This window comes from Paenibacillus antri (assembly GCF_005765165.1).
In the GTDB taxonomy this organism is placed as follows: Bacteria; Bacillota; Bacilli; order Paenibacillales; family YIM-B00363; genus Paenibacillus_AE; species Paenibacillus_AE antri.
In genome coordinates this window covers 117,930-138,157 of sequence record NZ_VCIW01000004.1, presented here as the reverse complement: position 1 = coordinate 138,157, position 20,228 = coordinate 117,930, and the positions used below count along the sequence as shown (strand labels likewise).

General features: G+C 59.8%; 14 protein-coding genes. 3 read left to right on the top strand and 11 right to left on the bottom strand.

The window, feature by feature from the left end:
• Nucleotides 1–3: 3 nt before the first annotated feature.
• Nucleotides 4–1,059, bottom strand: coding sequence for an ABC transporter substrate-binding protein (locus tag FE782_RS08365; protein ID WP_138193629.1), 1,056 nt, complete (start codon nt 1,057–1,059; stop codon nt 4–6).
• 134 nt (nt 1,060–1,193) lie between these two features.
• On the opposite strand from FE782_RS08365, the gene FE782_RS08360 reads away from it, so the two are divergent.
• A complete protein-coding gene (locus tag FE782_RS08360; protein ID WP_158299305.1) occupies nt 1,194–2,162 on the top strand; it encodes a hypothetical protein in 969 nt (322 codons plus the stop codon).
• 45 nt (nt 2,163–2,207) lie between these two features.
• On the opposite strand, the gene FE782_RS08355 is transcribed toward FE782_RS08360, so the two are convergent.
• Both FE782_RS08355 and FE782_RS08350 read right to left on the bottom strand, forming a co-directional pair.
• Nucleotides 2,208–3,140 (bottom strand): carbohydrate kinase family protein, encoded by a 933-nt coding sequence (locus tag FE782_RS08355; protein WP_138193627.1) that lies wholly within the window; start codon nt 3,138–3,140, stop codon nt 2,208–2,210.
• A gap of 81 nt (nt 3,141–3,221) precedes the next feature.
• Nucleotides 3,222–4,589, bottom strand: coding sequence for an extracellular solute-binding protein (locus FE782_RS08350; protein WP_138193626.1), 1,368 nt, complete (start codon nt 4,587–4,589; stop codon nt 3,222–3,224).
• Between the two features lie 284 nt (nt 4,590–4,873).
• Between FE782_RS08350 and FE782_RS08345 the strand changes: the two genes are divergently transcribed.
• Complete coding sequence (locus FE782_RS08345) at nt 4,874–8,122, top strand: carbohydrate binding domain-containing protein (protein ID WP_158299304.1); 3,249 nt, start codon at nt 4,874–4,876, stop codon at nt 8,120–8,122.
• Nucleotides 8,123–8,182: 60 nt separating this feature from the next.
• Here the strand turns inward: FE782_RS08345 and FE782_RS08340 are convergent, their stop codons facing one another.
• The 8 genes from FE782_RS08340 to FE782_RS08305 all read right to left on the bottom strand — a co-directional run bounded on the left by FE782_RS08340 (nt 8,183) and on the right by FE782_RS08305 (nt 19,216).
• Nucleotides 8,183–8,974: a phytanoyl-CoA dioxygenase family protein gene (locus FE782_RS08340; protein WP_138193831.1), complete on the bottom strand. Its 792-nt coding sequence runs from the start codon at nt 8,972–8,974 to the stop codon at nt 8,183–8,185.
• 55 nt (nt 8,975–9,029) lie between these two features.
• Nucleotides 9,030–10,601: an extracellular solute-binding protein gene (locus FE782_RS08335; RefSeq protein WP_138193625.1), complete on the bottom strand. Its 1,572-nt coding sequence runs from the start codon at nt 10,599–10,601 to the stop codon at nt 9,030–9,032.
• 82 nt (nt 10,602–10,683) lie between these two features.
• The gene (locus FE782_RS08330; RefSeq protein ID WP_138193624.1) at nt 10,684–11,544 is read right to left on the bottom strand and encodes a carbohydrate ABC transporter permease; all 861 of its coding nucleotides are present in this window, start codon (nt 11,542–11,544) and stop codon (nt 10,684–10,686) included.
• The gene (locus FE782_RS08325) at nt 11,538–12,440 is read right to left on the bottom strand and encodes an ABC transporter permease (RefSeq protein WP_138193623.1); all 903 of its coding nucleotides are present in this window, start codon (nt 12,438–12,440) and stop codon (nt 11,538–11,540) included. Before FE782_RS08325 ends, FE782_RS08330 begins: the two co-directional genes overlap by 7 nt.
• A gap of 134 nt (nt 12,441–12,574) precedes the next feature.
• Nucleotides 12,575–14,362: a sensor histidine kinase gene (locus tag FE782_RS08320; RefSeq protein ID WP_138193622.1), complete on the bottom strand. Its 1,788-nt coding sequence runs from the start codon at nt 14,360–14,362 to the stop codon at nt 12,575–12,577.
• Nucleotides 14,359–15,960, bottom strand: a complete 1,602-nt coding sequence (locus FE782_RS08315) for a response regulator (protein WP_238392403.1) — start codon at nt 15,958–15,960, stop codon at nt 14,359–14,361. Before FE782_RS08315 ends, FE782_RS08320 begins: the two co-directional genes overlap by 4 nt.
• Nucleotides 15,961–16,116: 156 nt before the next feature.
• Nucleotides 16,117–18,360 carry an FAD-dependent oxidoreductase gene (locus FE782_RS08310; RefSeq protein ID WP_138193620.1) on the bottom strand — a complete coding sequence of 748 codons (2,244 nt, stop codon included), beginning with the start codon at nt 18,358–18,360 and terminating at the stop codon, nt 16,117–16,119.
• Between the two features lie 91 nt (nt 18,361–18,451).
• On the bottom strand, nt 18,452–19,216 hold the full coding sequence (locus tag FE782_RS08305; RefSeq protein ID WP_138193619.1) for a phytanoyl-CoA dioxygenase family protein: 765 nt from the start codon (nt 19,214–19,216) through the stop codon (nt 18,452–18,454).
• A 162-nt stretch (nt 19,217–19,378) separates the two neighbouring features.
• Here FE782_RS08305 and FE782_RS08300 point away from each other — a divergent pair, with 162 nt between their 5' ends.
• The gene (locus tag FE782_RS08300) at nt 19,379–20,212 is read left to right on the top strand and encodes an AraC family transcriptional regulator (protein WP_138193618.1); all 834 of its coding nucleotides are present in this window, start codon (nt 19,379–19,381) and stop codon (nt 20,210–20,212) included.
• Nucleotides 20,213–20,228 lie beyond the last annotated feature (16 nt).

Here is a 20,228-nt window from a genome sequence, read left to right as displayed (position 1 = left end):
ACCCTATTCTTGCTGCTGCTCTTGCCAGCTCAGGTCAAGCGCGGTCGTCACGTCCGGCTTCGCGGTCAAGATGCCTTGCTCGACCATGAACGAGGCGACCTCGTCCATCCGGGCGATATCCTGCTCCGTGATCTCCCAGTTGAATTGTTGGGATTCGATGGACGCCTGAATAACCGCTTCCGCGGGGACGGTCGAACCGTCGAGCTTCGTGAGCGTATCTTCCGTAATGAAATCGTCGGTGATAAACTTCGCCGCCGCTTCCGGATCGCTCTCGAGCATGTCGATCGCTTCCTTCTGCGCGTCCAGCATGTCGTATACCGCCGTTTGGTTGTTCTTCACGATGTCGCCCGACGCGATGACGACCATGCACGGGAACGGCCACTGCTGACCGATTTCGTAAATTTCTTTCACCGGATACGTCATCTTCGCGATCGATGCGTACGGCTCGAAGACGAATGCGCCGTCGACCTTCTTCGAAGCCAACGATTGAATCGCGACCGCCGGAGAGACGTATTGCATCGTCACTTCCTCGCGAGCAAGACCCGCTTGCTTCCAGACGACGCCGTTCAAGACGATGTCGGCCGTGCTGCCTTGGCTCTGGGAAGCGACGCTCTTGCCCTTCAGCTGCTCGACGCTCGTTATGCCGCTGTCTTGCTCGACGAGCATGCTATGGTAGCCCATTTGCGCGCCGCCGACGATCTTCAGGTCCGCTCCCTTATCGAGCCAAGATAACGCGTTCGAGAAGCCGAGCACGCCCGCGTCCAGCTGACCGCCGACGATCGCCTTGATCAAGTCGGTGCCGCTGGAGAACAGCTGCATCTCGACGTCCAAGCCGTGCTTCTCGTAGAAGCCCGCGCGATGCGCGAGAATCGTCTGCGCGTCGTCCATGACATTCAGATAGCCGAGACGAAGCTTCTGCTTCTGCGTTTCTTGCGCTCCTTCGGACGCCCCTTGCTCTGCTCCGTTCCCTTGCGGTTGACCCCCGCATGCCGCCGTCGTCAATGCCAACACGAGTACGATCGACGCGAACAACGGTTTTCTCCAACGAATGTTACGCATTTTTGGTTTCTCCTCCGTGACTTTTGGTCTGTGGCTGTATATAATATCGGTAATCCCCAGAGGGATACTTGGGATACCGGTTTATTGTAGAAATTATTGATCTATACGTCAACCTAATTTAGGAGAAAAATGAGATGACGATAAGAATCATAGGCATGATCTTATATGCGGCGCTCTATCTTCTCGCCTGTTACGCGTATTTCGTCGCCGGCTCGGACTGGGCCGCTGCGGCGTCCGGCGCGGCCGCGCTCGCGTTCGGCGCGTCGAACGCGGCGAAGGCCGACGTCGCGGGACGCGGCATCGGCATCGGACGTCGGCTGTTCTCTATTTTCCTACTGCTCGCGGCGATTCTAGGATTGTTCAAAGTATTGCCAATGGCCGGGATGATTATGATGCAAGCGGCCGGCCTGCTGTTCTATGCGTTCGAATGGCGCGGCATTCGCGCTTGGTCTTCCCGAGTCGCCGCCCTGGCGCTCGTCGTTCCGGCGGTATTGTGCTTCCCCGTCCCCGGCGTTCATACCGTCGGTCCCGCCGAGGCGAGCGATTACTCGGTCGACGGGAAGAAGGGCGCCATCTCGGCGCCTAACGTGGAGCTGCGCGCCGCCCTGGCGGTCGAGCTGTTCCGGCAGCCGTGGAACCGAGCCGAAGCTTCCGACGAAGCGTCCGGCTCGAACGGTCTCGGCCTCGCCGAGCTGTCGGAGGAGGACTTCGGGGACTTATACGAGCTTCCGTTCGAGGTGCCGGAGAGCTTCTATGCCGCGGACGGCGCGGCGACGGACCCGCATGCGCTGATGAAGACGCTGGCGCGCTGGGATGCGACCTTAAGCGAAGACGTGACGCAGGGGCAATCCGTCATGGGGATCGGCTCCGTCGCCCCGGACGGATCGATCGGTATGGTGGACGATATCGAGGCGTATACGCAGGCGGCTTTACGCTCGGAGCCGAAGGTGTTTTTCGTACCGGTCGAAGCTTACGAGCAAGTAAGAGCTATCGATAAGGAGCTGTTGGTCGTACCCGTCTCGCGATTCGAAGAGGTGCTTTATTTCTTGAGCCAGCCGGTTACTTTCTGGCCGCTTCGGAATTTCGGACTGTTTTGCCATTAGAAACGAAACGGAGAGGCTTCCCCTTAAGGAGCCTCTCCGTTGTCGTTAGTTCGGCGATTTCAACATCGCTTCTACGTCCTGCAGCGAAGGGACGCCGCTCGCGCCGCCGATCCGCGTCGTCGCCAGCGCGCCGCAGGCGCACGCGAACCTCAGCGCTTCCTTGTCCTCAAATCCGGCGAGGCTCGCATAGATGAACCCGGCGTTGAACGAATCGCCCGCCCCGGTCGTATCGACCGGTTCGACCGGGAACGGTCCGACGACGATCCGCTCCTTGCCCGGGCCCGCCAGCACCGCGCCGCGGGCGCCGCACTTCACGGCGATCCGGCCCGGATGGGCCGGTACGGCGTCAAGCGTCTCGTACAGGCTCTCGCCGCCGAAGATGTTCATGAGTTCGTCTTCGCTCGGAACGAAATAGTCCGTGACCGCGAGCAGCTCCGAAATTTCATCCTTGTACCAACGTTCGCTCGGATCCCAACCGGTATCGAACGAGGTCGTGATGCCGCGTTCCTTCGCCTTCCGAAACCATGCGAACCAATGCGGCCTCATGCTCCCCTGCAAGAAATACGAGCCGAAGTGAATATGATCGGCTTCATCGAGCATGCGCTCGGGTAGATGCTCCGGCCGCAGCATCGAGATCGTCCCCATATACGTAAGCAGCGCCCGATCCCGCTTCGTAGAGAGCGAGAGCGTCACGCCCGTCTTCTCGGCTTCCAGCGCGGCGACGTGTTCGACCGACACGCCTCTCTCCTTCAGTCGCTCGATGCAGAACGCCCCGAACTCGTCGTCGCCGACGACGGATACCATCCGTACATCGAGGCCGAGCCCCGCAAGACCGCAAGCCGTGATCGCCGACGATGAACCGAGCGCCATATCGAATGAATTCACGAGCTTCTCCCGGTTCCATTCGGGGGTGACGTCGTCTCCGGTCATAATAAGATCGACGTTCAGCTCGCCTAATACGTACACGATCTTGTTCATTCCCGTTCCTCCATTTCGGCCGTTACCGAGTAATGACCTCTTCTCCTCCGAAACGCTCTGCTTCCGGGCGAAGGTGCGCCCTTACCCGTGAAGACGTCCGATCACCGCTTCCGGCTCTTCCAGTCCGGCCCAAAACAGCTTCAGCTCCTGGCTGAACGCATCCAACGCCTCGATGGAAATGTCCAACTCCTTATAATCGGCGAAGGCGGGTACGATCTCGCGATACAACCGATACCGGGAAGGCCCGTCCTTCGTCGCTTCCTCGGCCTCGTCCGCGGCGCCGGAATGCGCGGACGGCGCCAGCGAAAACAGCTGCAGCTCTCGTTGCGCCGACGGTCCCGTAAGGAAATCGACTAAGAGCCGGGCCGATTCTTTCTGTTTGGACTGCCGATTGACGGCCAGGCCCGTGACGAGCAGCAGCGTCTTCGGAAGTCGTCCGAACGGCAGCGGGGAGATGTCGTACGCGAACGGAACCGACTTAAGCAGCTGTAAACCGTAGTACGTCGTCATGATCATGCCCGTCTTCTGTTCCTTGAACAACGTCTCCGCCCCCGCGTCGCCTTCCGACAGGAACGCCGGCGGGACGCCTTGGCCATGCAGCAGTCGCCGGCAGTCTGTCAAGATATCCCATAATGCGGGATCGTCGAACCGGTAGCCGCCGTCATCGTCCCGAAGAAACCGATACCCCGCTTGAAGCAGAAATATAGGAAATCGGTTCAACGATTCGATATGCGCGTAAAACCCGTAAACCCCGGATGTCTCCTTGATCGCTACGGCGCAATCGAGCAGCTCCTTCCAGCTCCAGCCGCTGTGAGGCTCCTTCAACCCGCTGCGCTTGAATAGATCCTTGTTGTAACAAAGCACGACCGGCGAAAATTGGAACGGGGTCGCGTACAGCTTCCCGCCCGCTCGAAACCGTTCGGACAAAAACGGGTGCAGCTCCGGGTTCGGCATCCGCTCCTCCACCAAATGGAGATGGTCGGAATGCTCCAGATCCGCGAAATTTCGATTGTTCAGCGTGAAGACGTCCAGAAAGCCTTCGTCCAAATATCCCTTGACGCTGGACGGGTAACGGCTGTACGGCAGCGTCACCGTCTCTACCCGAACGTTGGGATACGTTCGTCCGAACCGCTCCAGCAAGCCGGCCAGTACGCCTTGCTCTTCGATCGAGGGATATACGCCTAATCTAATGACCGCAAGCGGCTCCTTCTCTCGGATCGACACTTGGTTGCCCACGCGCGGGATTTTCACGATCAAGCCTTCGTCCACGAGAGATTCGAGCGCTTTCCGCACGGACTTCTTGCTCATCCGAAACTGTTCGCCCAGCACCGTCTCGGAAGGTAAATAACTGCCTTGCGGGCGGATCCCGGAGATGATCTCCTTGCGAAGCTCCGTCAGGATGACGTTCATGCGAGCTTCGAACGTTACGCGATCCGGTTTGCCGCTCATCGTATCACCTGACCTGCCCTATCGAATTTTCCAATATTCGGCTCATTATAACACAGCCATTCCCCCCCCAACAATTAGGGAACCAGTCATGTACCAATGATGAAAAATTAGTGACAGAAATCGTTGACGATCCAACCGCATTCACCTATTATGGGAACCAGATGGATACTAGAGAAAAGACCTTCGAAAATCGTTGGAGAGGAGGCATCCCCTGCGAAGGGACGGCGAGTCGGATTCGAAACCGCATACTGGATCGAAAAATCGCATGTTCAAGGAGGCTGTTTATGAAGAAAATCGCTTTCCGCGTTCCCGCGTTCGCTTTATCCGCGGCGCTCGCCTTCTCCCTGTTGGGCGGAACCGCGGCCGTCGCCGAAGAAAGCCGATTGTCGCAGAAGACGTACGGCACCCCCGAAGAACTTCTCATCCCTAACAATTATACGGTAGCCGTGTTTAACGGAACGGTCGGGAAAGAAGACGGGCATAACGTGTTGTACGCGACGGCCAAAGGAAAGCCCGGCTATCTCAACGTGATCGACCTAGACGACTATAAGTTGCTCCGCAGTCTTCCGCTCGCTCCGTCGGAAAGTTCCTGGGCGCATACGATCGCGCCGGACGGCTCGTTGTATTTGGCGGCCGACGGCGGCGGCGCCAGACTGTGGCACTATTCCCCCGTCGCGAAGACGCCGGTTCAAGTCGCAGCGTTCTCCGGCCAATCGGTGCCGAACAGCATCACGACCGACGAACAAGGGCGCGTGTATGTCGGGACGTATCCCGGCGGCAAGGTGTACCGTTACGACCCGGTTTCGAAGGAAATACGGGATTACGGCCGCATGATCGGCGCGCTGGATCAGGAATACGTACGCTCCATCGCCTACCAAGGCGGGAACGTCTATGCCGGCACCGCGCACCGCCAGATCGTCCGCGTCGACGTCGACACCGGCGAGAAAACGAACATTGCCGCATCGCTTCCGGTCAAGGAAGACACGGTATACGATCTCAGCACGATCGACGACCGCTATTTGCTGGCTCGGTATACGGACGGCAGCGGCATTCCGGGCGAGGCGTTCCTCTACGACACGCAGACCGAAAGCTGGCTCGATGTCGTTCTGGACAACGTAACCGGATTGCACGCGACCGACTCTCTCGATGGGAAGCTGTATTTCATGTCCGATAAGAAGCTGAAGACGATCGACCTGTCGACGCTCGTCGTGGAAGAGACCGGCATGGAGTACGGCAGCGGCTTCCGCGGCGCGGACTGGGTCGAGTTCCCGAACAACCCCGACCTTCCGGGGAAAAACTTGGTCACGGTCCGTTACGACGGCGGCGTGACGGTCATGAATATCGAGACGAAGCAGGTTCGCCTCTACCCTCCCGTCATTCCCGGCTTGCCGGGCGTCGTGAATCGTCTGGCGATCGTGTCGGAGACCCACGCGATTACCACGGGCTCCCAGGCGCGTTCGTCGCTTGTGAATCTGACGGACCGAACCGCGGTTCCGTTCAGTATCGGCCAAGCGGACAGCGTATATGTCATCGGCGATAAAGCGTATCTCGGGGTATATCCGGAAGGCAGCCTGCACGAATTCGATCTTTCCGCGCCTCCCGGCGACGCCAATCCGAAGAAGCTGGCGGTTCTCGGCAACGATCAGGAGCGCCTCGTGCATATGTCCGGCGCGAACGGCAAGCTGTACATCTCCACGATCGCGAGCTACGGCAACCTCGGTGGTTCTCTCACCGTGTACGATACCGCGACCGGTCGGTTGGATGTGCACAAGGACATCGTTGCGAACCAAAGCGTGCTGAGCACCGCGGTGTCGGACGGCAAGCTGTTCGGTTCGACGACGATTCGCGGCGGCCTCGGCTCCGAGCCGACGGAGGAAGAAGCGAAGATCTTCGTTTGGGACATCGCCGCCGAACGCAAGATCGCCGAGTTCCCGCTCCGCGTTCCCGGCCTGGAGAAGCCGATCTTTATCGGCGACTTGTCCGCAGGTCCCGACGGCTTGATCTGGGGCGCGTCGTACGAGTACATCTTCGCGATCGACCCGGTTACATACGAAGTCGTGAAGAGCAAGAAGGTTCATGCGCAGCTGAACTTCAGCCAATGGGCGCATCATCCGTTACGTTGGTCGGAAGACGGTCTTCTGTATGTGTTGTTTAACAACAAGCTGACGGTCATCGATCCGGAGACGCTGGAATCGCGGACCTTGGCCGATACGTCCCGCTTCGACCTCGGGTTCGACGGTCATCTGTATTTGACGGATATGCAGACGAACACCATTTTATATCGTATCGAAGTCGACGGCGACATTCGAGAACCGTTCCCGAACGTACCGCTTGCGGTGAACAACGCAAGCTTCGAGTCGCCAACGTCCGGTTCGGCGATCCCCGGATGGAGTCCGTTCTTCGCCCCGGGCGCCGGCTATTCGTACGAAGTGAGCGGAGCTCGCAGTCATACAGGCGGTTTCAGCTTAAAGACGACGGACGCCACCCGAACGGGTTCGGTCGCCGTCATCGGGGATAAGATTCCGGTTACGCCTGGTGAGGAATATGAAGCCGGCGCGCATCTGTATATCGAGTCCGGCCAACCGGGTCTTATGTTCCGATTTTTCGACGCGAACAACAACACGATTTCTACACTCGAGACGCATCTGGACGAATCGCGGCTGTCGCAATGGCAGAAGGTGACGCTGAGGGGCAAAGCGCCGGCGAACGCCGCGTACGCTAGATTTTTGGCCGTGACGTCTCGGTATAACATGGCGACGGCGTACTATGACGATTTCTTCGTGACGGTGAAGGACGGCGTCCCTCCGGTTTCGACGGCGATCGTTACGCCGGCGCCGAACTCGAACGGTTGGGTGAACTCGGATGTAACGGTGTCGATCGCCGCGGACCGCGCCTACTCGATTACTTACTCTGCGGAAGGCGCGCTGTCTCTTCCTCCGACGACGTCGAGAGGCGATGCGGTTCAGCTGAACGTGACGCAGAAAGGCAAGACGCTAATCACCTACTACGCGACGAACGCCTCCGGCATCGAGGAGAGTCCGAAGACGCTCGAAGTATCCATCGACAAAACTGCGCCGATCATTGATTTTTCCGGCCAAGCGACGTATTCGGTGACGCAGGACGTGTATCTCGGCTGCGCCGCCGCCGATGCCATGTCCGGACTCGCCTCGGATTCTTGCGCCGACCTTCACGTCGCCCTCCCGGCGTTCGAATTCGAGCCGGGGACGCATTCGGTGTCGGCGACCGCGGAGGATCGGGCCGGCAACGTCGCGACCGCCGTCTTCGAATTCGAAGTGACCGTAAACTACGATGATCTAGCCGAGCTCGTCGCCCGCTTCGTCCCGGACGAAGAAGGCATCGCGAATGCGTTGACGGCGAAGCTGCGCAGCGCGCAGGAAGCCGCGGCACAAGGGAACGAGCACGCCGAGGCGGGCTCGCTCCGAGCGTTCGCGAACCAGCTCGAAGCGCTCTCCGGCAAGTCGATCGCCGAGGAACGCGCGGCGCTGCTGTTAAAACTAGCAAGCTATCTATAACGAGCGACGAAAGAAGGGCATGGAGCCCCCCATCCGGGAGCCCATGCCCTTTTCCTTTTCCTAATCTCCTAAATACATCGTCTTCAACGGCACCATGGACTCTTCCGGCACATAATACTTGAACTTGTTGTCGCTGATTCGGCCGAGCAGCTGACGGCGAATCGGGTCCGCGCCTTCGAGCAGCTTCTCGGACGCCTCGTGATAATCGATCGGCCGCATCCAGATCGGGCTGTACCCCATGAACAGCTGCCGCCTCGTGTATTCGGACGTATTCGGCGCGCCGGCGTGCCACAGATTTTGCGCGAAGACGAACACGTCGCCCGGACGGCCGCACAATTGAACCTCGTCGTCCAGGTGAACTCGGACATCCTTTTGGTTCGGATTGTACGGCTTGACGTGACTGCCCGGGATCACCTTCGTATTGCCTCGATCCGGCTTCGACATATCGCTTAGGATATAACACGCTTTAATGTAATACGTTGAAGTGAGGCCGCCGATTTTCGGAAACTGCGGGTGCGGACCGTCCTGATGCCAATCGATGAAGCTGTTCGTCGCCGTTTTCTCTAATTTCGGGTTCGGCCTGCGCACCGTCAAATGCGAAATATGAAGCTGAATGTTGTACCCGAGCAGATTGACGATGAGCGGCAGCATCGTCGGTTCGTCGATCAAGGACAGAAATTCCGGATGCCGTTCCACGCTGTTATAAATATTGTAGGACAGGCTTTCTTCCTCTTCGGCCAATACGGCGTCGACCGCTTCGTTCAATCGCCGCACCTTCTCTTCGCTCAATATGCCGGGGAGAAGCAAATAGCCTTGCGCTTGGAACTGCCGCTTCAGCGCCGGGATGTCCATGGCTTGCTGCGTCGACACGCTTGTCACCTCCGTGAAGTTATCGCGAGCGCTATCGTTAGTTTCCATAACCGAGCGCATTCAGCTGCTGTACGGCCGCATCCACCAACGCTTTGTAATTCATGGTCGTCTCCAGCGTCTTCAGGAAGTCGTCGTATTCGGCGAGATCCCGCTTGCCGTACGCGAATTTCGCCAGCTCTTCCTCGATGTACCGGTCCGCGTCCGCCGCGACGAAGCCTTCCGGCAGGTCGATGAAGCCGTTCAGCGCCTGGATGCGGGGCTGGTCGTTGGCGAACTCGATGAACGCCGCTTGCTTCGCGAATTTCGCCTGCAAGTACTCCATCTCCGGTCGCCCGGTGAATTGGTACAACCACGAGTAGCCGACGTCGCCCGCCTTATCGGTCATGACGACTTTGCCGCCGTCGAGCGTGTAATGCGTCCCTTCCACCCCGAACTGAACGAGCATCGAGCCGCCCTCCGGATCGGAGATGTAGTTGAGGAGATCGAACACGCGCTGCAGCTTCACCGGATCCTTCTCGAGCGCCTTCGGAATGGCGTACCGGCCCGGCGTCGCCCCGATATCCCAAGCGCCGTCGTATTGGCCGCCGGGACCGGCAGGCGCGACGATCTGGATCCACTCCGCGTCCGGATTGACGGTCGCGATCTGCTCCACGAACTGCTCCTTCGTCAAGTTCGGCCAATCGATGTAGATAATGCCCGCCTGCCCCTTGATCGCTTTCTCCTGATGCTGCAGCGCTGTATTGGCGAGCAGCTCGGGGTCGACGGAGCCGGTGTCGATCATCGACTTAATGAACGCGAGCGCGTCCTTCATCGCCGGATCGTACAGCGAGTTGACGACCTTGCCGTCTTTCACGTAGAACTGTCCCGGATTCGCTACGCCGTGCGCCCCGAACACCGGCGCGAACGCGCCGCCCAGCTTGCCCCCGGTCAATCCGAACGTGTCTTTCTTGCCGTTGCCGTCCGGATCGTTATTCGCGAACGCGACGGATACGGCCTTCAGCTCCTCGATCGTCGTCGGCACCTGCAGCTGCAGCTTGTCGAGCCAATCCTTGCGAATGAAGTACGTATTGTACGGGATTTGCGGGCTCTTGGAGATCGCGTACACCTTGCCGTCGACCATCCCTTTCTTCAAGCTGTCTTCCCCGATGAACGTCTCCACCTGCTGCAGCTTATCCATGTAAGGCGTTAAGTCCAGAAGCAGCCCTTGTTTGGAAAATTCGATCAGCTGCTGCCGGTCGACGGAGAATAGGTCCGGGAAGTTGCCGGAGGCCATCCGTACGTTCAGTTGGTTCTTGTAATCGTCGCCGGAGGCGTATACCGTTAAGTTGAGATCGAGGTTCAGCGCCTTATCGAGCTCTTGCTTAATGATGTCCTGATCCGGAGACGGGAGATTGTTGCCGCCTTCGATGATTTCCAACTTGATCGTCTTCCCGGAGGATGCGTCTCCGGCATCGGCCGGCGTCTGTCCGGACGCCGCCGCTCCCTTCCCGCTTTCCGCGGCGTCCGAAGGCGTCGCGGCGCCGCCGTTCCCTCCGCTGCAGCCCGCAAGCGCCGTGCCGACCAACAGAACGGCGGCGGTCAATCCCAACGATAACTTCCTTCTGTCCATAGGAAGAGTGCCCCTTTCCTAATCTTATATATTGGCGAGCGAGCCGTCGTACGTCTGGCCAGATCCCGTACGTCGTCTCGGGTTACCCCTTGATCGAGCCGAGCAGCATCCCCTTCGTGAAGTGCTTCTGGATGAACGGGTAGACGATCAACACCGGGAGGCTCGCGATCATGACCGACGCCATCTGCATCGTCTGCGTCGGCATGACGTTGTCCGCGTTCTCCAGCGGTTGTTGGCTTTGCATCAATATTTCGCGGACGATAACCTGCAGCGGGAACAAGGTGCGGTCCGTGACATAAAATATCGCTTGGAAAAATTCGTTCCAGTGCCCGACGACGTAAAACAAACCGATCGTCAATATGACGGGCACCGACAACGGCGCGACGATCTGCAGCAGGATTCGAAATTCCTTCGCGCCGTCCATCCTGGCGGACTCGAACAGCTCCTCGGGAAGTCCTTCGAAGAAGCTTTTCATAATGAGCACATTAAAGCTCCATATGGCGTTCGGGAGGATCATGGCCCAGATCGTATCGAGCAAGCCGACCGACTTGACGGTGAGGTACGTCGGGATCAAACCGCCGCTGAAAATGAGCGTAAACACGATCATCAGAAGGAAGAACTGCCGGCCCGGCAGCAGCTTGCGGCTGAGCGGATACGCCATCAAACCCGTAAGTACGAGATTGATCGCGGTGCCTACGACCGTGATGATGACCGTCACCTTGAACGCTTGCGGCAAATTCGATCCCGTCAACAGCGTCTTGTACGCCGTGAAGGTGATTTCCCTCGGAATCAAGATGAAGCCCCCGTTGCGCAGCACTTCCCCGAACGGCGTAATGGAGACGGAGACGACGTACAAAAGCGGGAACACGGCGATCAGCGCGCAGAACGCAAGAATCGTATAAACGACCGCGTTAAACAGCTTATCCTCGAGATTTCTTACCATATGCCCTCCCCCCACCGCTTCGCGATGTTGTTCGCCAGAAGGACGAGCGCCATGCCGATGAGCGATTTAAACAATCCGACCGCGGAAGCGAGACTGAAATTGAGCTGCTGCAGACCGGTTCGATATACCCAGGTGTCGAGAATGTCGGCCACCGGATACACCTGAATGTTATATAGGATGTAAATTTGGTCGAAGCCGGCGTCCATCAGATGTCCGAGCTTCAAGATGAACAGCAGAACGATGACGCTGCGAATGCCGGGAAGCGTAATGTGCCAAATCATCCGCAGGCGGCTGGCGCCGTCGACCCTCGCGGCTTCGTACAGGGTCGGATCGATGCCCGCGATCGCGGCTAAGTAGATGATGGCGCCCCACCCGAGGTTTTGCCATACTTCCGAGCCGACCAAGATGCTTCGGAAATAGTCGGTCGACGTGAGGAACGGGATCGACTCTCCGCCTGCATCCACGATCCAGCGGTTGACCAGCCCTCCGTTCTGGGACAACAGCGCGAGCAGGATGCCGAAGATGATAACCCAGGACAGGAAGTGCGGCATATACGTCAGCGTCTGTACGATCGACTTCAGCCACTTGACGCGGCATTCGTTCAGCAGCAGCGCCAACAGGATCGGAGGAACGGTCCCCCAGACGAGTTTGTACAAGCTAATAAGCAGCGTGTTCGTTAACAGCTGTTCGAAGTAGGGCGAATTGTAGAACGTCTGAAAATGTTTGAACCACGGGTTCGCCCAATCGCTGCCCATGATGCCTTCCATGATCGCGAAATCTTTGAAGGCGATGATCATTCCGTACATCGGAAAGTAACGGAAGACGATGAAATAAACGACGCCGGGCAAGAGCATCAAGTAGAACGGCCCGAATTTTCGCAAGGCGTTTCCGACCATGGATTTCCCCTCTCCATCCGATTTGTAAGCGCTGTCACCCGCTGAAATCAGTGTAGTCGATTTTCGCCGTCGGCCGTTATGCACAAAACCTGAAAAAGTGTTCGAATTTTTGTAAAAAAGAAGACGGAGCCGCGCTACGCCCGGTCGGCGAGGCGAACGGCTCCGTCAGTTGCGGCGGCGAGCTTCGTCAGCGGCAGATCGATGCGGACGACCGTGCCCGCCCCTTCGCGCCCGCCGATCTTGAGGCCGTACGGCTCGCCGAAATGAATGCGGATCCGGTCATGCACGTTGGCGATGCCGATGCCCGTGAACCGATGGCGCGAAGGCTCGTTCGTTTGCTTTCGCAGAACGTCCCGCGCGTCGCTCGAACGCACCCCCACGCCGTCGTCGCGAACGTACAGGCGCAGCCTCCCCTTTTCCGCTCGGCCCTTGATCGATACCGTTCCTCCGCCTCTCGGCGCGATGCCGTGAAACAACGCGTTCTCCACCAATGGCTGCAGGGTGAGCTTTAAGATGCGGTTCGACAGCAAGGAACGGTCGATATCGATGTCGTACGCGTAGTTCGCGCCGTAACGCACCTGTTGGATATGCATGTACATGCGAAGCCCTTCGAGCTCCTCCTCCAGCGTGACGAATTCGCCGTGTTTATCGAAGCTGAACGTCAGCAGTCCGACGAGCGAACGGATCGTCTGCCGCACTTCCCCGATGCGCTGCTGCTTCGCCAAGCTGCTGATGCAGGCCAACGTGTTGTACAGGAAGTGCGGCGCGATCTGGCTGCGGAGCATCTTCAGCTCGTACTCCTTCTTCTGTTCTTCGGCGCGCTTCGTCTCCTGCAGCAGCAGATGAATGCGTTCGAGCATGGCATTAAAGCTTCGCGCGAGCTTTCCGATCTCGTCCTGCCTCGTCTCCGACAGCTTGGACACGATCTGCACGTCGTGCAGCCGGTCCATCTTCTCGACGAGCCTGCGGATCGGCTTCGTGAACGAACGGGACAGCATGTACGCGCTGAAGAGCAGAATGACGATCATGGCGGCGGAGGCGGTCCGATAGTTCGTATACAGCGGCTGCAAATCCTTGTAGAAATAGTCCTCCGGGATGAAGGCGATCAGCGACCATCCGAGACGGTTTTTGTTCGATTTGACCGCGACGAGCCGTTCGTCTCCGACCGAGAGGCTGTCCACGCCGGTCTTCAGCTCGGGCAGCTTCGCCTCGAAGTCCGGCAGCAGCTCCGGCGGGTACGTCCGGGGCTGCACGGGAAGCAGCTTCTCTCCGGGCTCCAGCCGGTTCACGACGTTGCCGTTCGCGGTGATGAGCGCGAACGACTGGTAGATGAGCGGCGCGATGCGGGAGGACAGCAGGTCGAGATTGATTTCGGCGATGACGACGCCCTTGATTTCCTTCGTCCGCTCGTCGGCGACCGGACGCATATAGGCCAGCGTATGGCCGGACAGCGGTGAGACGTACGGCTCGCTGACCCGGATGGCTCCGTAATTGCCCAACGCCTCCTCGTACAAGCTCTGCAGATACGGATTCCCGATGATATCGTAGGACACCTGCGTGTTGGAATACACCTTGCCGTCGGCGCGGACAAGATATAGCGTCCTTGCGATGGAGCTGTTGTAGTTCGCGAAATCCTGCAGCGTCTTAACCGCCAGCCGTTCGTTGCCGTCGTCGAGCAGGTCATGCCGCGTCGAGAGCAGCAGCAGCATATTTTCCACGCTGTCGAGGCTCGCGTCGATGTATTGATTCGTCCTTGCGACGAGCAGCTCGGCGTCCCGCGTCACCTGAGCCTTGAACAAAGACTCCGCTTCGTTCAGGTTGCTCCACGCGAGCACGAGAAATAAGGTCAGCGTTACGAAAAACAAATAGACGAATTGCTTCGTCGCGATGCCGAGCCGGTTGTACCATCGGAGCAGCTTCATGACGGGCCACCTTCGTTCCTGCCGCGATCGGCGGAGCGCTGATTGCGCTTGACGTCCGTAGGCGCGGCTCCCGCCCAATTGCGGAACGTGTACGTGAAATACCGATAGTTCGGAATGCCGACCGCCTCCGCCACCTCGTAAACCTTCAACTGCGAATGCTTGAGCAGCTCCATGGCCTTCTCCATCCGGAGCCGCGTAATGTATTGATTTACCGACTCTCCCGTCTCGTCCTTGAACAACCGACTGAAGTATTCCGGACGGAGCCCGGCGCGCTCCGCGATCATCGGCAGCGACAGCGGTTCCTGCAGCCGGTCCTGAATCCACAGCCGCGCTTCCCGGATTTCCGGACGGGACCTCTCCTCGCCGGCGTCGACGGAACGAACGGCCCGAACGAACGCGTCCAGCGCGGTCCGCAGATCGGTCGCCGCGGCGATGTCCGCGGCTTTCGCGTACGCCGCGCCTTCCGCGCCCCGCCCCGACATCCAATCCGTCAGCCATTGGGACAGCCACTGCTTGAGCGGCGCGGGCCGGATCCGGTGCGCCGCGCACCATGACGCCAGCTCGGTTTCGGCGTAGCGGACGAGCTTGTCGGCATCCCATCCCGCTTGCCGAAGCCCGGCCGAGAGCGTCCTCCGGTGCTCCTCCGTCAGCTCCCGCGTCGGCTCCGGCACGCCGAGTCGAAGCCGCTCCGACGCGTCGTCGATATAGAACGCCGCCTCTTTCCATTCCGACGTCGCGTGAACGGCCGCGAGCGCGTCCGACCGGCACCGAACAGCATCGCCGACGACCGCGCGGAAGACGAGCTCGTCCTCGTCGACGAGCGACGCGGCGGCGGCCGCCGTCCGAACGTCCCGCAGCAGCTTCTCCAGCGCGGGCAGCACGCGTTCGGCGGACTCGCAAGCGGAAAACCATATCGTATATTCGTCGCCGTGCATCGGAAACCACGCGACGCAATCCGCGTTTTGCTGTTCGAAGTCGAGGAGCGCCGTATGAACGACGTCCTGCGCGAGCAAGCTCGCCTCGGGCGGCACCGGAAGCCACAGCCGCGCGAAGCGGTACGGGAACCGATCGCCGAAGCCGAACCGCGCCCACTCCTCCGGATCGATCTCCGGCGGGCTCGAACGGCCTCGCTCGCGGAACTCGTGCAAGAGCGCCTCGAGCCGCTTCGCCGACTTCGCGCGATCCAGCTTCCGTTCTTGCCGCCGATGGCCCCGATCCCGGATCAACGCCTCCTTCGCCTTCCGAATCGCGCCGCCGACCTCTTCCTCGTCGAGCGATACTTTCAAGATGTAATCCTGAGCGCCCAGCCGGATCGCTTCCTTCGCGTATTGGAACTCGCTATGGCAGGTCAGCAGAATGAACTGCACGGAAGGGTACCGGCGGCGCACCTCTTGAAGCAGCGTCAGACCGTCCATCGTCGGCATCGTAATGTCCGAGACGATAATGTCGGGAGGCTGCGGCTCGCACATGGCGAGCGCTTCTTCTCCGTTCTCCGCTTCGCCGAACCAAACGGCGCCGCAGCTTTCCCACGGGAAGGCGCGAAGCTCCTGGCGAATCGGCACTTCGTCGTCTACGATCAGAACGGTTACGGGATTCATCGTCACGGGGCGAACCTCCTTCTGTCGAGTGATAGTAAGCGTTTGCAATATTTATTAGGCATCCGTCTCCTTTTTCCTGCTTCCGAGAGGCTTGCGCGCGGATAAGCGGAGAAAAGAAAACCGTCAGGCGCATGCCTGACGGTACTTCGGTTTCCATTAATATACTCGAATTTCGACGATTTCCGCGCGGGGAGAGCCGTTGGTCGCCTCCGCCGCGACGCGCAGCCGCTTCGTCCGAACGGTCTCCGCCAGCTTGTGCACGCGCTTGCGTCGGCGGTTGCCCGTCTCCCGATGCAGCGTCGTCCATTCGCCGTTCGCGAACGCTTCGATCGCATAATCCTTCACCAGCTCCGGGATGACTTCGAACGGCGTACGATGATGATGCAGATTGATTAAGTCTTCGTTGACGTCGTCGTTGAACACCAGATGAATTTCGCCCGCCTCGATCTCTTCCTCCCAGCTCAGCTCGATCCACTCCGGGCGCCCCTCCGCGAGGTCGGCCGAAGACCATAGGTTCGGTCCGCCGTACGGCCGGAGATAGCCTCCCGCGACGTTGGCCGGCTCGTAAGCGTTCGTAGCCGGAGCGACCTTCAAGCAGAACGGCTTGCGCGCTTGCCCGTTCATCCGCCAGACGACGACCTGCTGCTGCAATTGAAACTCCAGCTTCGGATCTCTGTCGGGCTGCTCCCTCTTGACGAACGGCAGAATGCCGGTATGCGCCTCGCCGGATCGGTACAGCTTAAGCGCCTGGTTCGCCTTCACGATAAGGAACGCGTTCTGCGGTTGGTCCGGACGCCAGCGAAGGTCGATCGGAACCCATTGCCGCTCGCCTGCCGGAACGTCGACGGCCGCCGCCGCCGCGCGCTCGTGCGGAACGTAATTTTCCGCCCGCCCCGTGCTCCAGAGCTCTACCTCGACCGTCGTCGCGGAGTCGGCGTCGAGCAGCAGCTCAACGCCCTCCACCGCCGGGTTAACGGGGATGAGTATGCCGACGTCCTCGGCTAACGGGACGCTCTCTTCCGGCGACGTCACGGCGATCGTCGTCCGCGCGCTCGAGGCGGAGACGGCAGCCCGACGCGCCAAGTCGAGCGCGTCTTCGTTGCGGAGACCGACGATGGAGGCGTCTTGACGCAGCATGATTTGCTGCAGCTCGTCGATATGGTCGTTCGCGATCTCTCGAGGCGTCACGCCCTTCTGTACCGCCAAGGCGGCGCCCGACCCGGCGGCTTCCCCGATGACCGCGCATGTCGCCATGACCCGCGTCGTGCCGAAGGCGACGTGGGTCGCGCTGATATTGCGGCCCGCCATGAGCATATTCCGGACGTTCGCGGAATAGAGCGAGCGGAACGGGATCGAATACACGCCGTTCATATGGAGATGCTTCGAGCCGCTTTCCTCGGCGTATACGCCTTGCGGCGGATGCAGATCGATCGACCAGCCGCCGAAGGCGACGCGGTCGGGGAACGCCTTCTGCTCGAGAATGTCGTTCTGGTTCAGGACGTAGTCGCCGACGAACCGCCGGTATTCCCGCTTCCCGGGCAGCGAGCCGACCCACTCGAGCGTCATGTTCTCCGCGTCGAACTTGCCGGAATTCTTAATATAATCCCAGATGCCGTATATGACGGCCCACAGCTCGTCCCGGATTCGTTCGTTGTCGTGGACGGTATCCAACTCTCCGCCCCATTCGATCCACCAGTACGCGCAGCCGTTGTCGCCGCTTCGAATGACGCGGCGCAGCGGAATCGACGTCTTCGTGATGTCCTTGGCGAAGTCCGGCGCGATGTATTTCACCGGCTGGCCGACATCCTTCGTGTAGAACAAGAGCGTGCTGCCTAGCGTAATGTCGTCCGCGACCTCTGGCGCCCATTCCTCGTCGTATTCCGAGCGCGCTTCCCGACCCAACCGGTATTTCGCCCCCGCGAGGAAGCCGACCAGCCCGTCGCCGGTGCAATCGAGAAACATCTCGCTCTCGAACCGAATGCGCCGCTCGCTGCCCATCATCCAACCGGTGACCGAACGAATGACACGGTCGTCCTCTGGGCCGTCGGCTTCGACTTCATGCACGTCCGTGTTGAGGAACAGTTGTATATTTTTCTCCGCGCGAACGGTTTGCAGCACGGTGAGATCCCAGAAATACGGATTGCCCTCGGGATTGATGTATTGATTTTCGACGAACATCTCGCCCATGATCCCCGTCTCCCGCGCATACCGCTGCGTACCGTGCGCCGTCGCGCCGCACACCCAGACGCGAACCTCGCTGCTCGAGTTGCCGCCGAGCACGGGCCGGTTCTGCACGAGGGCTACCGTTCGCCCGAGCCGCGCCGCGGCGACGGCGGCGCATACGCCCGCAAGCCCCCCGCCGATTACCGTAATGTCTGTCGTGACCGTCTCCGTCCTCATGACCAAGCCTCCTGTTTTATAATTAATTTCATGATAGTCCGAAGACGGAATAAAGCGAATGCACTTTTTTTATATCGACATATATTTTATTTCATTCATTCGGTACGACCCCGCGGATCGCGTCGTTGCGCCGATACCGATCCTCCCCGGACACTAAGAACGTGCGAATCCGGCTTTTGTCCCCGCCCCAGTCGTCCAACTTGAAGGCGACCTCCGGCGTCGTATACCGTACCGAGAATGCCACCCTCGGAATGTCCGACGCGTTCCGGTTCGAGCCATGAAATAATCTCTCGTTGAAAAAGACGATCTGTCCGGGCGACATCTCCACGTCGACCGCCTCCGACTCGTCGACCAAGTCGCCGCGAAGCCCTTCGCCGAACGCGCTCGTCCCGTCGTTCATGCTCGTATGCTCGGCATCCAGCTCGTGCGTCCCCGGAATGACGCGCAGGCAGCCGTTTTCCGTCAAGGAAAATCCTAGACTGACCCATGCCGTCGCATTGATCTCCGGCTCCATCGGCCAGTAATTGATGTCTTGGTGCCAAGGGATGAACTTCTCGTTCCTCGGTTCCTTGTACCAGAAATGCATCGCCCACAAAATTATATCCGGCCCGAGGATCGACCGCATCGCCTGCACGATCCGCGGGTGCGTCGCCAGGTCGTACGCCCACCGATGCCGATGATGCCACGCCGATAAGTTCGCCGACGTCGGTCCGGGCCGATGCCGGGACTGTCCCAGCGTCTCGAAGAACGACCGGTACCCCGCCTCCGCCTCTTCCAAGCTCAGCCCCGCGATCGGCCCGCTGTACCCCTCCGTCCGGTACCGCTCCAACGAAAACTCCGTCCCCGCAACGATCATGCGTAACTCCCGCCTTTTCGATAAATTTGTCTCCTCTCTATCCTAGCGTCTCTGCGGCGTTCGGCGTCAGGCGGCAAATCGATCTTCTCTAGCACAAAACGCGCGTTCTTCGTTACAATAATTCCTAAGGATTCCGAATGATCGGTAAGGAGGCGCGGTACGATGCCGGAGAGGCTCGGCGCAAAACTGTGGATGGATTCGATGACCGCGACGTGTTATTCCGCGAAGATGTACCGGCTCGATTACCGGTGGGCGATCGCGCCGCGCAAGCTGAATCATAACGTGCTGTGGTACGTACGGGAGGGCCGCTTTACGTTCGCCGTCGACGGCGAGTCGTTCCGCGCGGAGTCGGGCGATCTCGCCTTCCTTCCGGCGAACGCGGTCGCGGCCAGCCGTGCGATCGGCGAAACGATCGAGCTCTGCAGCGTCAACTTCGACGCGGAGATCGGCTTCTTCCCCTCGAAGGCATGGTCGGATTGGGTACCGGTCCCCGCCAAACAACGAGCGCCGGAGCGCGTTCGCGACGCGATGTCCTTCATGGCGGAGCTGGATGCGTCCGACGCCGTCACGCGAAGATTGACGCTGCAGGGGCACATGCTGCTGTTGCTCGGCGCGTTGATCGAAAGCGCGTTGGAAAGCGGCGGACGGGCGGACGACGCCCTTCCGATCGCGGACGCGCAGATTGCCGGGATCGCGGAATATATCGTGTGCAGCGGCGAGCGGATGCCGAGCGTCGCGGAGCTGTGCGAGCTTGCGCGCCTCGGCGAATCGCAGCTGCGGAAGCGGTTCAAGCAAGCGACGGGGATGTCGCCGTTGCAATACGTTCACTTCGTGAAGCTCGAGCAGGCGAAGCGCGCCTTGGAACGGCGGGACGAACGCGTCTCGGACGTCGCGCGGCGGCTCGGCTTCGAGGACGCCAATTACTTCTCCAGGCTGTTCAAGCGATGGGCCGGCTGCTCGCCGCAGGACTACCGGGAGAGGTCGAGGGGCTTTTAAATCGCATGGAAAAGGC

What these genes read in the sequence shown, in the direction of transcription:
- FE782_RS08365 (WP_138193629.1), bottom strand. Translation starts at nt 1,059, where the DNA reads ATGCGTAACATTCGTTGGAGAAAACCGTTGTTCGCGTCGATCGTACTC.
- FE782_RS08360 (WP_158299305.1), top strand. Translation starts at nt 1,194, where the DNA reads ATGACGATAAGAATCATAGGCATGATCTTATATGCGGCGCTCTATCTT.
- FE782_RS08355 (WP_138193627.1), bottom strand. Translation starts at nt 3,140, where the DNA reads ATGAACAAGATCGTGTACGTATTAGGCGAGCTGAACGTCGATCTTATT.
- FE782_RS08350 (WP_138193626.1), bottom strand. Translation starts at nt 4,589, where the DNA reads ATGAGCGGCAAACCGGATCGCGTAACGTTCGAAGCTCGCATGAACGTC.
- FE782_RS08345 (WP_158299304.1), top strand. Translation starts at nt 4,874, where the DNA reads ATGAAGAAAATCGCTTTCCGCGTTCCCGCGTTCGCTTTATCCGCGGCG.
- FE782_RS08340 (WP_138193831.1), bottom strand. Translation starts at nt 8,974, where the DNA reads ATGGACATCCCGGCGCTGAAGCGGCAGTTCCAAGCGCAAGGCTATTTG.
- FE782_RS08335 (WP_138193625.1), bottom strand. Translation starts at nt 10,601, where the DNA reads ATGGACAGAAGGAAGTTATCGTTGGGATTGACCGCCGCCGTTCTGTTG.
- FE782_RS08330 (WP_138193624.1), bottom strand. Translation starts at nt 11,544, where the DNA reads ATGGTAAGAAATCTCGAGGATAAGCTGTTTAACGCGGTCGTTTATACG.
- FE782_RS08325 (WP_138193623.1), bottom strand. Translation starts at nt 12,440, where the DNA reads ATGGTCGGAAACGCCTTGCGAAAATTCGGGCCGTTCTACTTGATGCTC.
- FE782_RS08320 (WP_138193622.1), bottom strand. Translation starts at nt 14,362, where the DNA reads ATGAAGCTGCTCCGATGGTACAACCGGCTCGGCATCGCGACGAAGCAA.
- FE782_RS08315 (WP_238392403.1), bottom strand. Translation starts at nt 15,960, where the DNA reads ATGAATCCCGTAACCGTTCTGATCGTAGACGACGAAGTGCCGATTCGC.
- FE782_RS08310 (WP_138193620.1), bottom strand. Translation starts at nt 18,360, where the DNA reads ATGAGGACGGAGACGGTCACGACAGACATTACGGTAATCGGCGGGGGG.
- FE782_RS08305 (WP_138193619.1), bottom strand. Translation starts at nt 19,216, where the DNA reads ATGATCGTTGCGGGGACGGAGTTTTCGTTGGAGCGGTACCGGACGGAG.
- FE782_RS08300 (WP_138193618.1), top strand. Translation starts at nt 19,379, where the DNA reads ATGCCGGAGAGGCTCGGCGCAAAACTGTGGATGGATTCGATGACCGCG.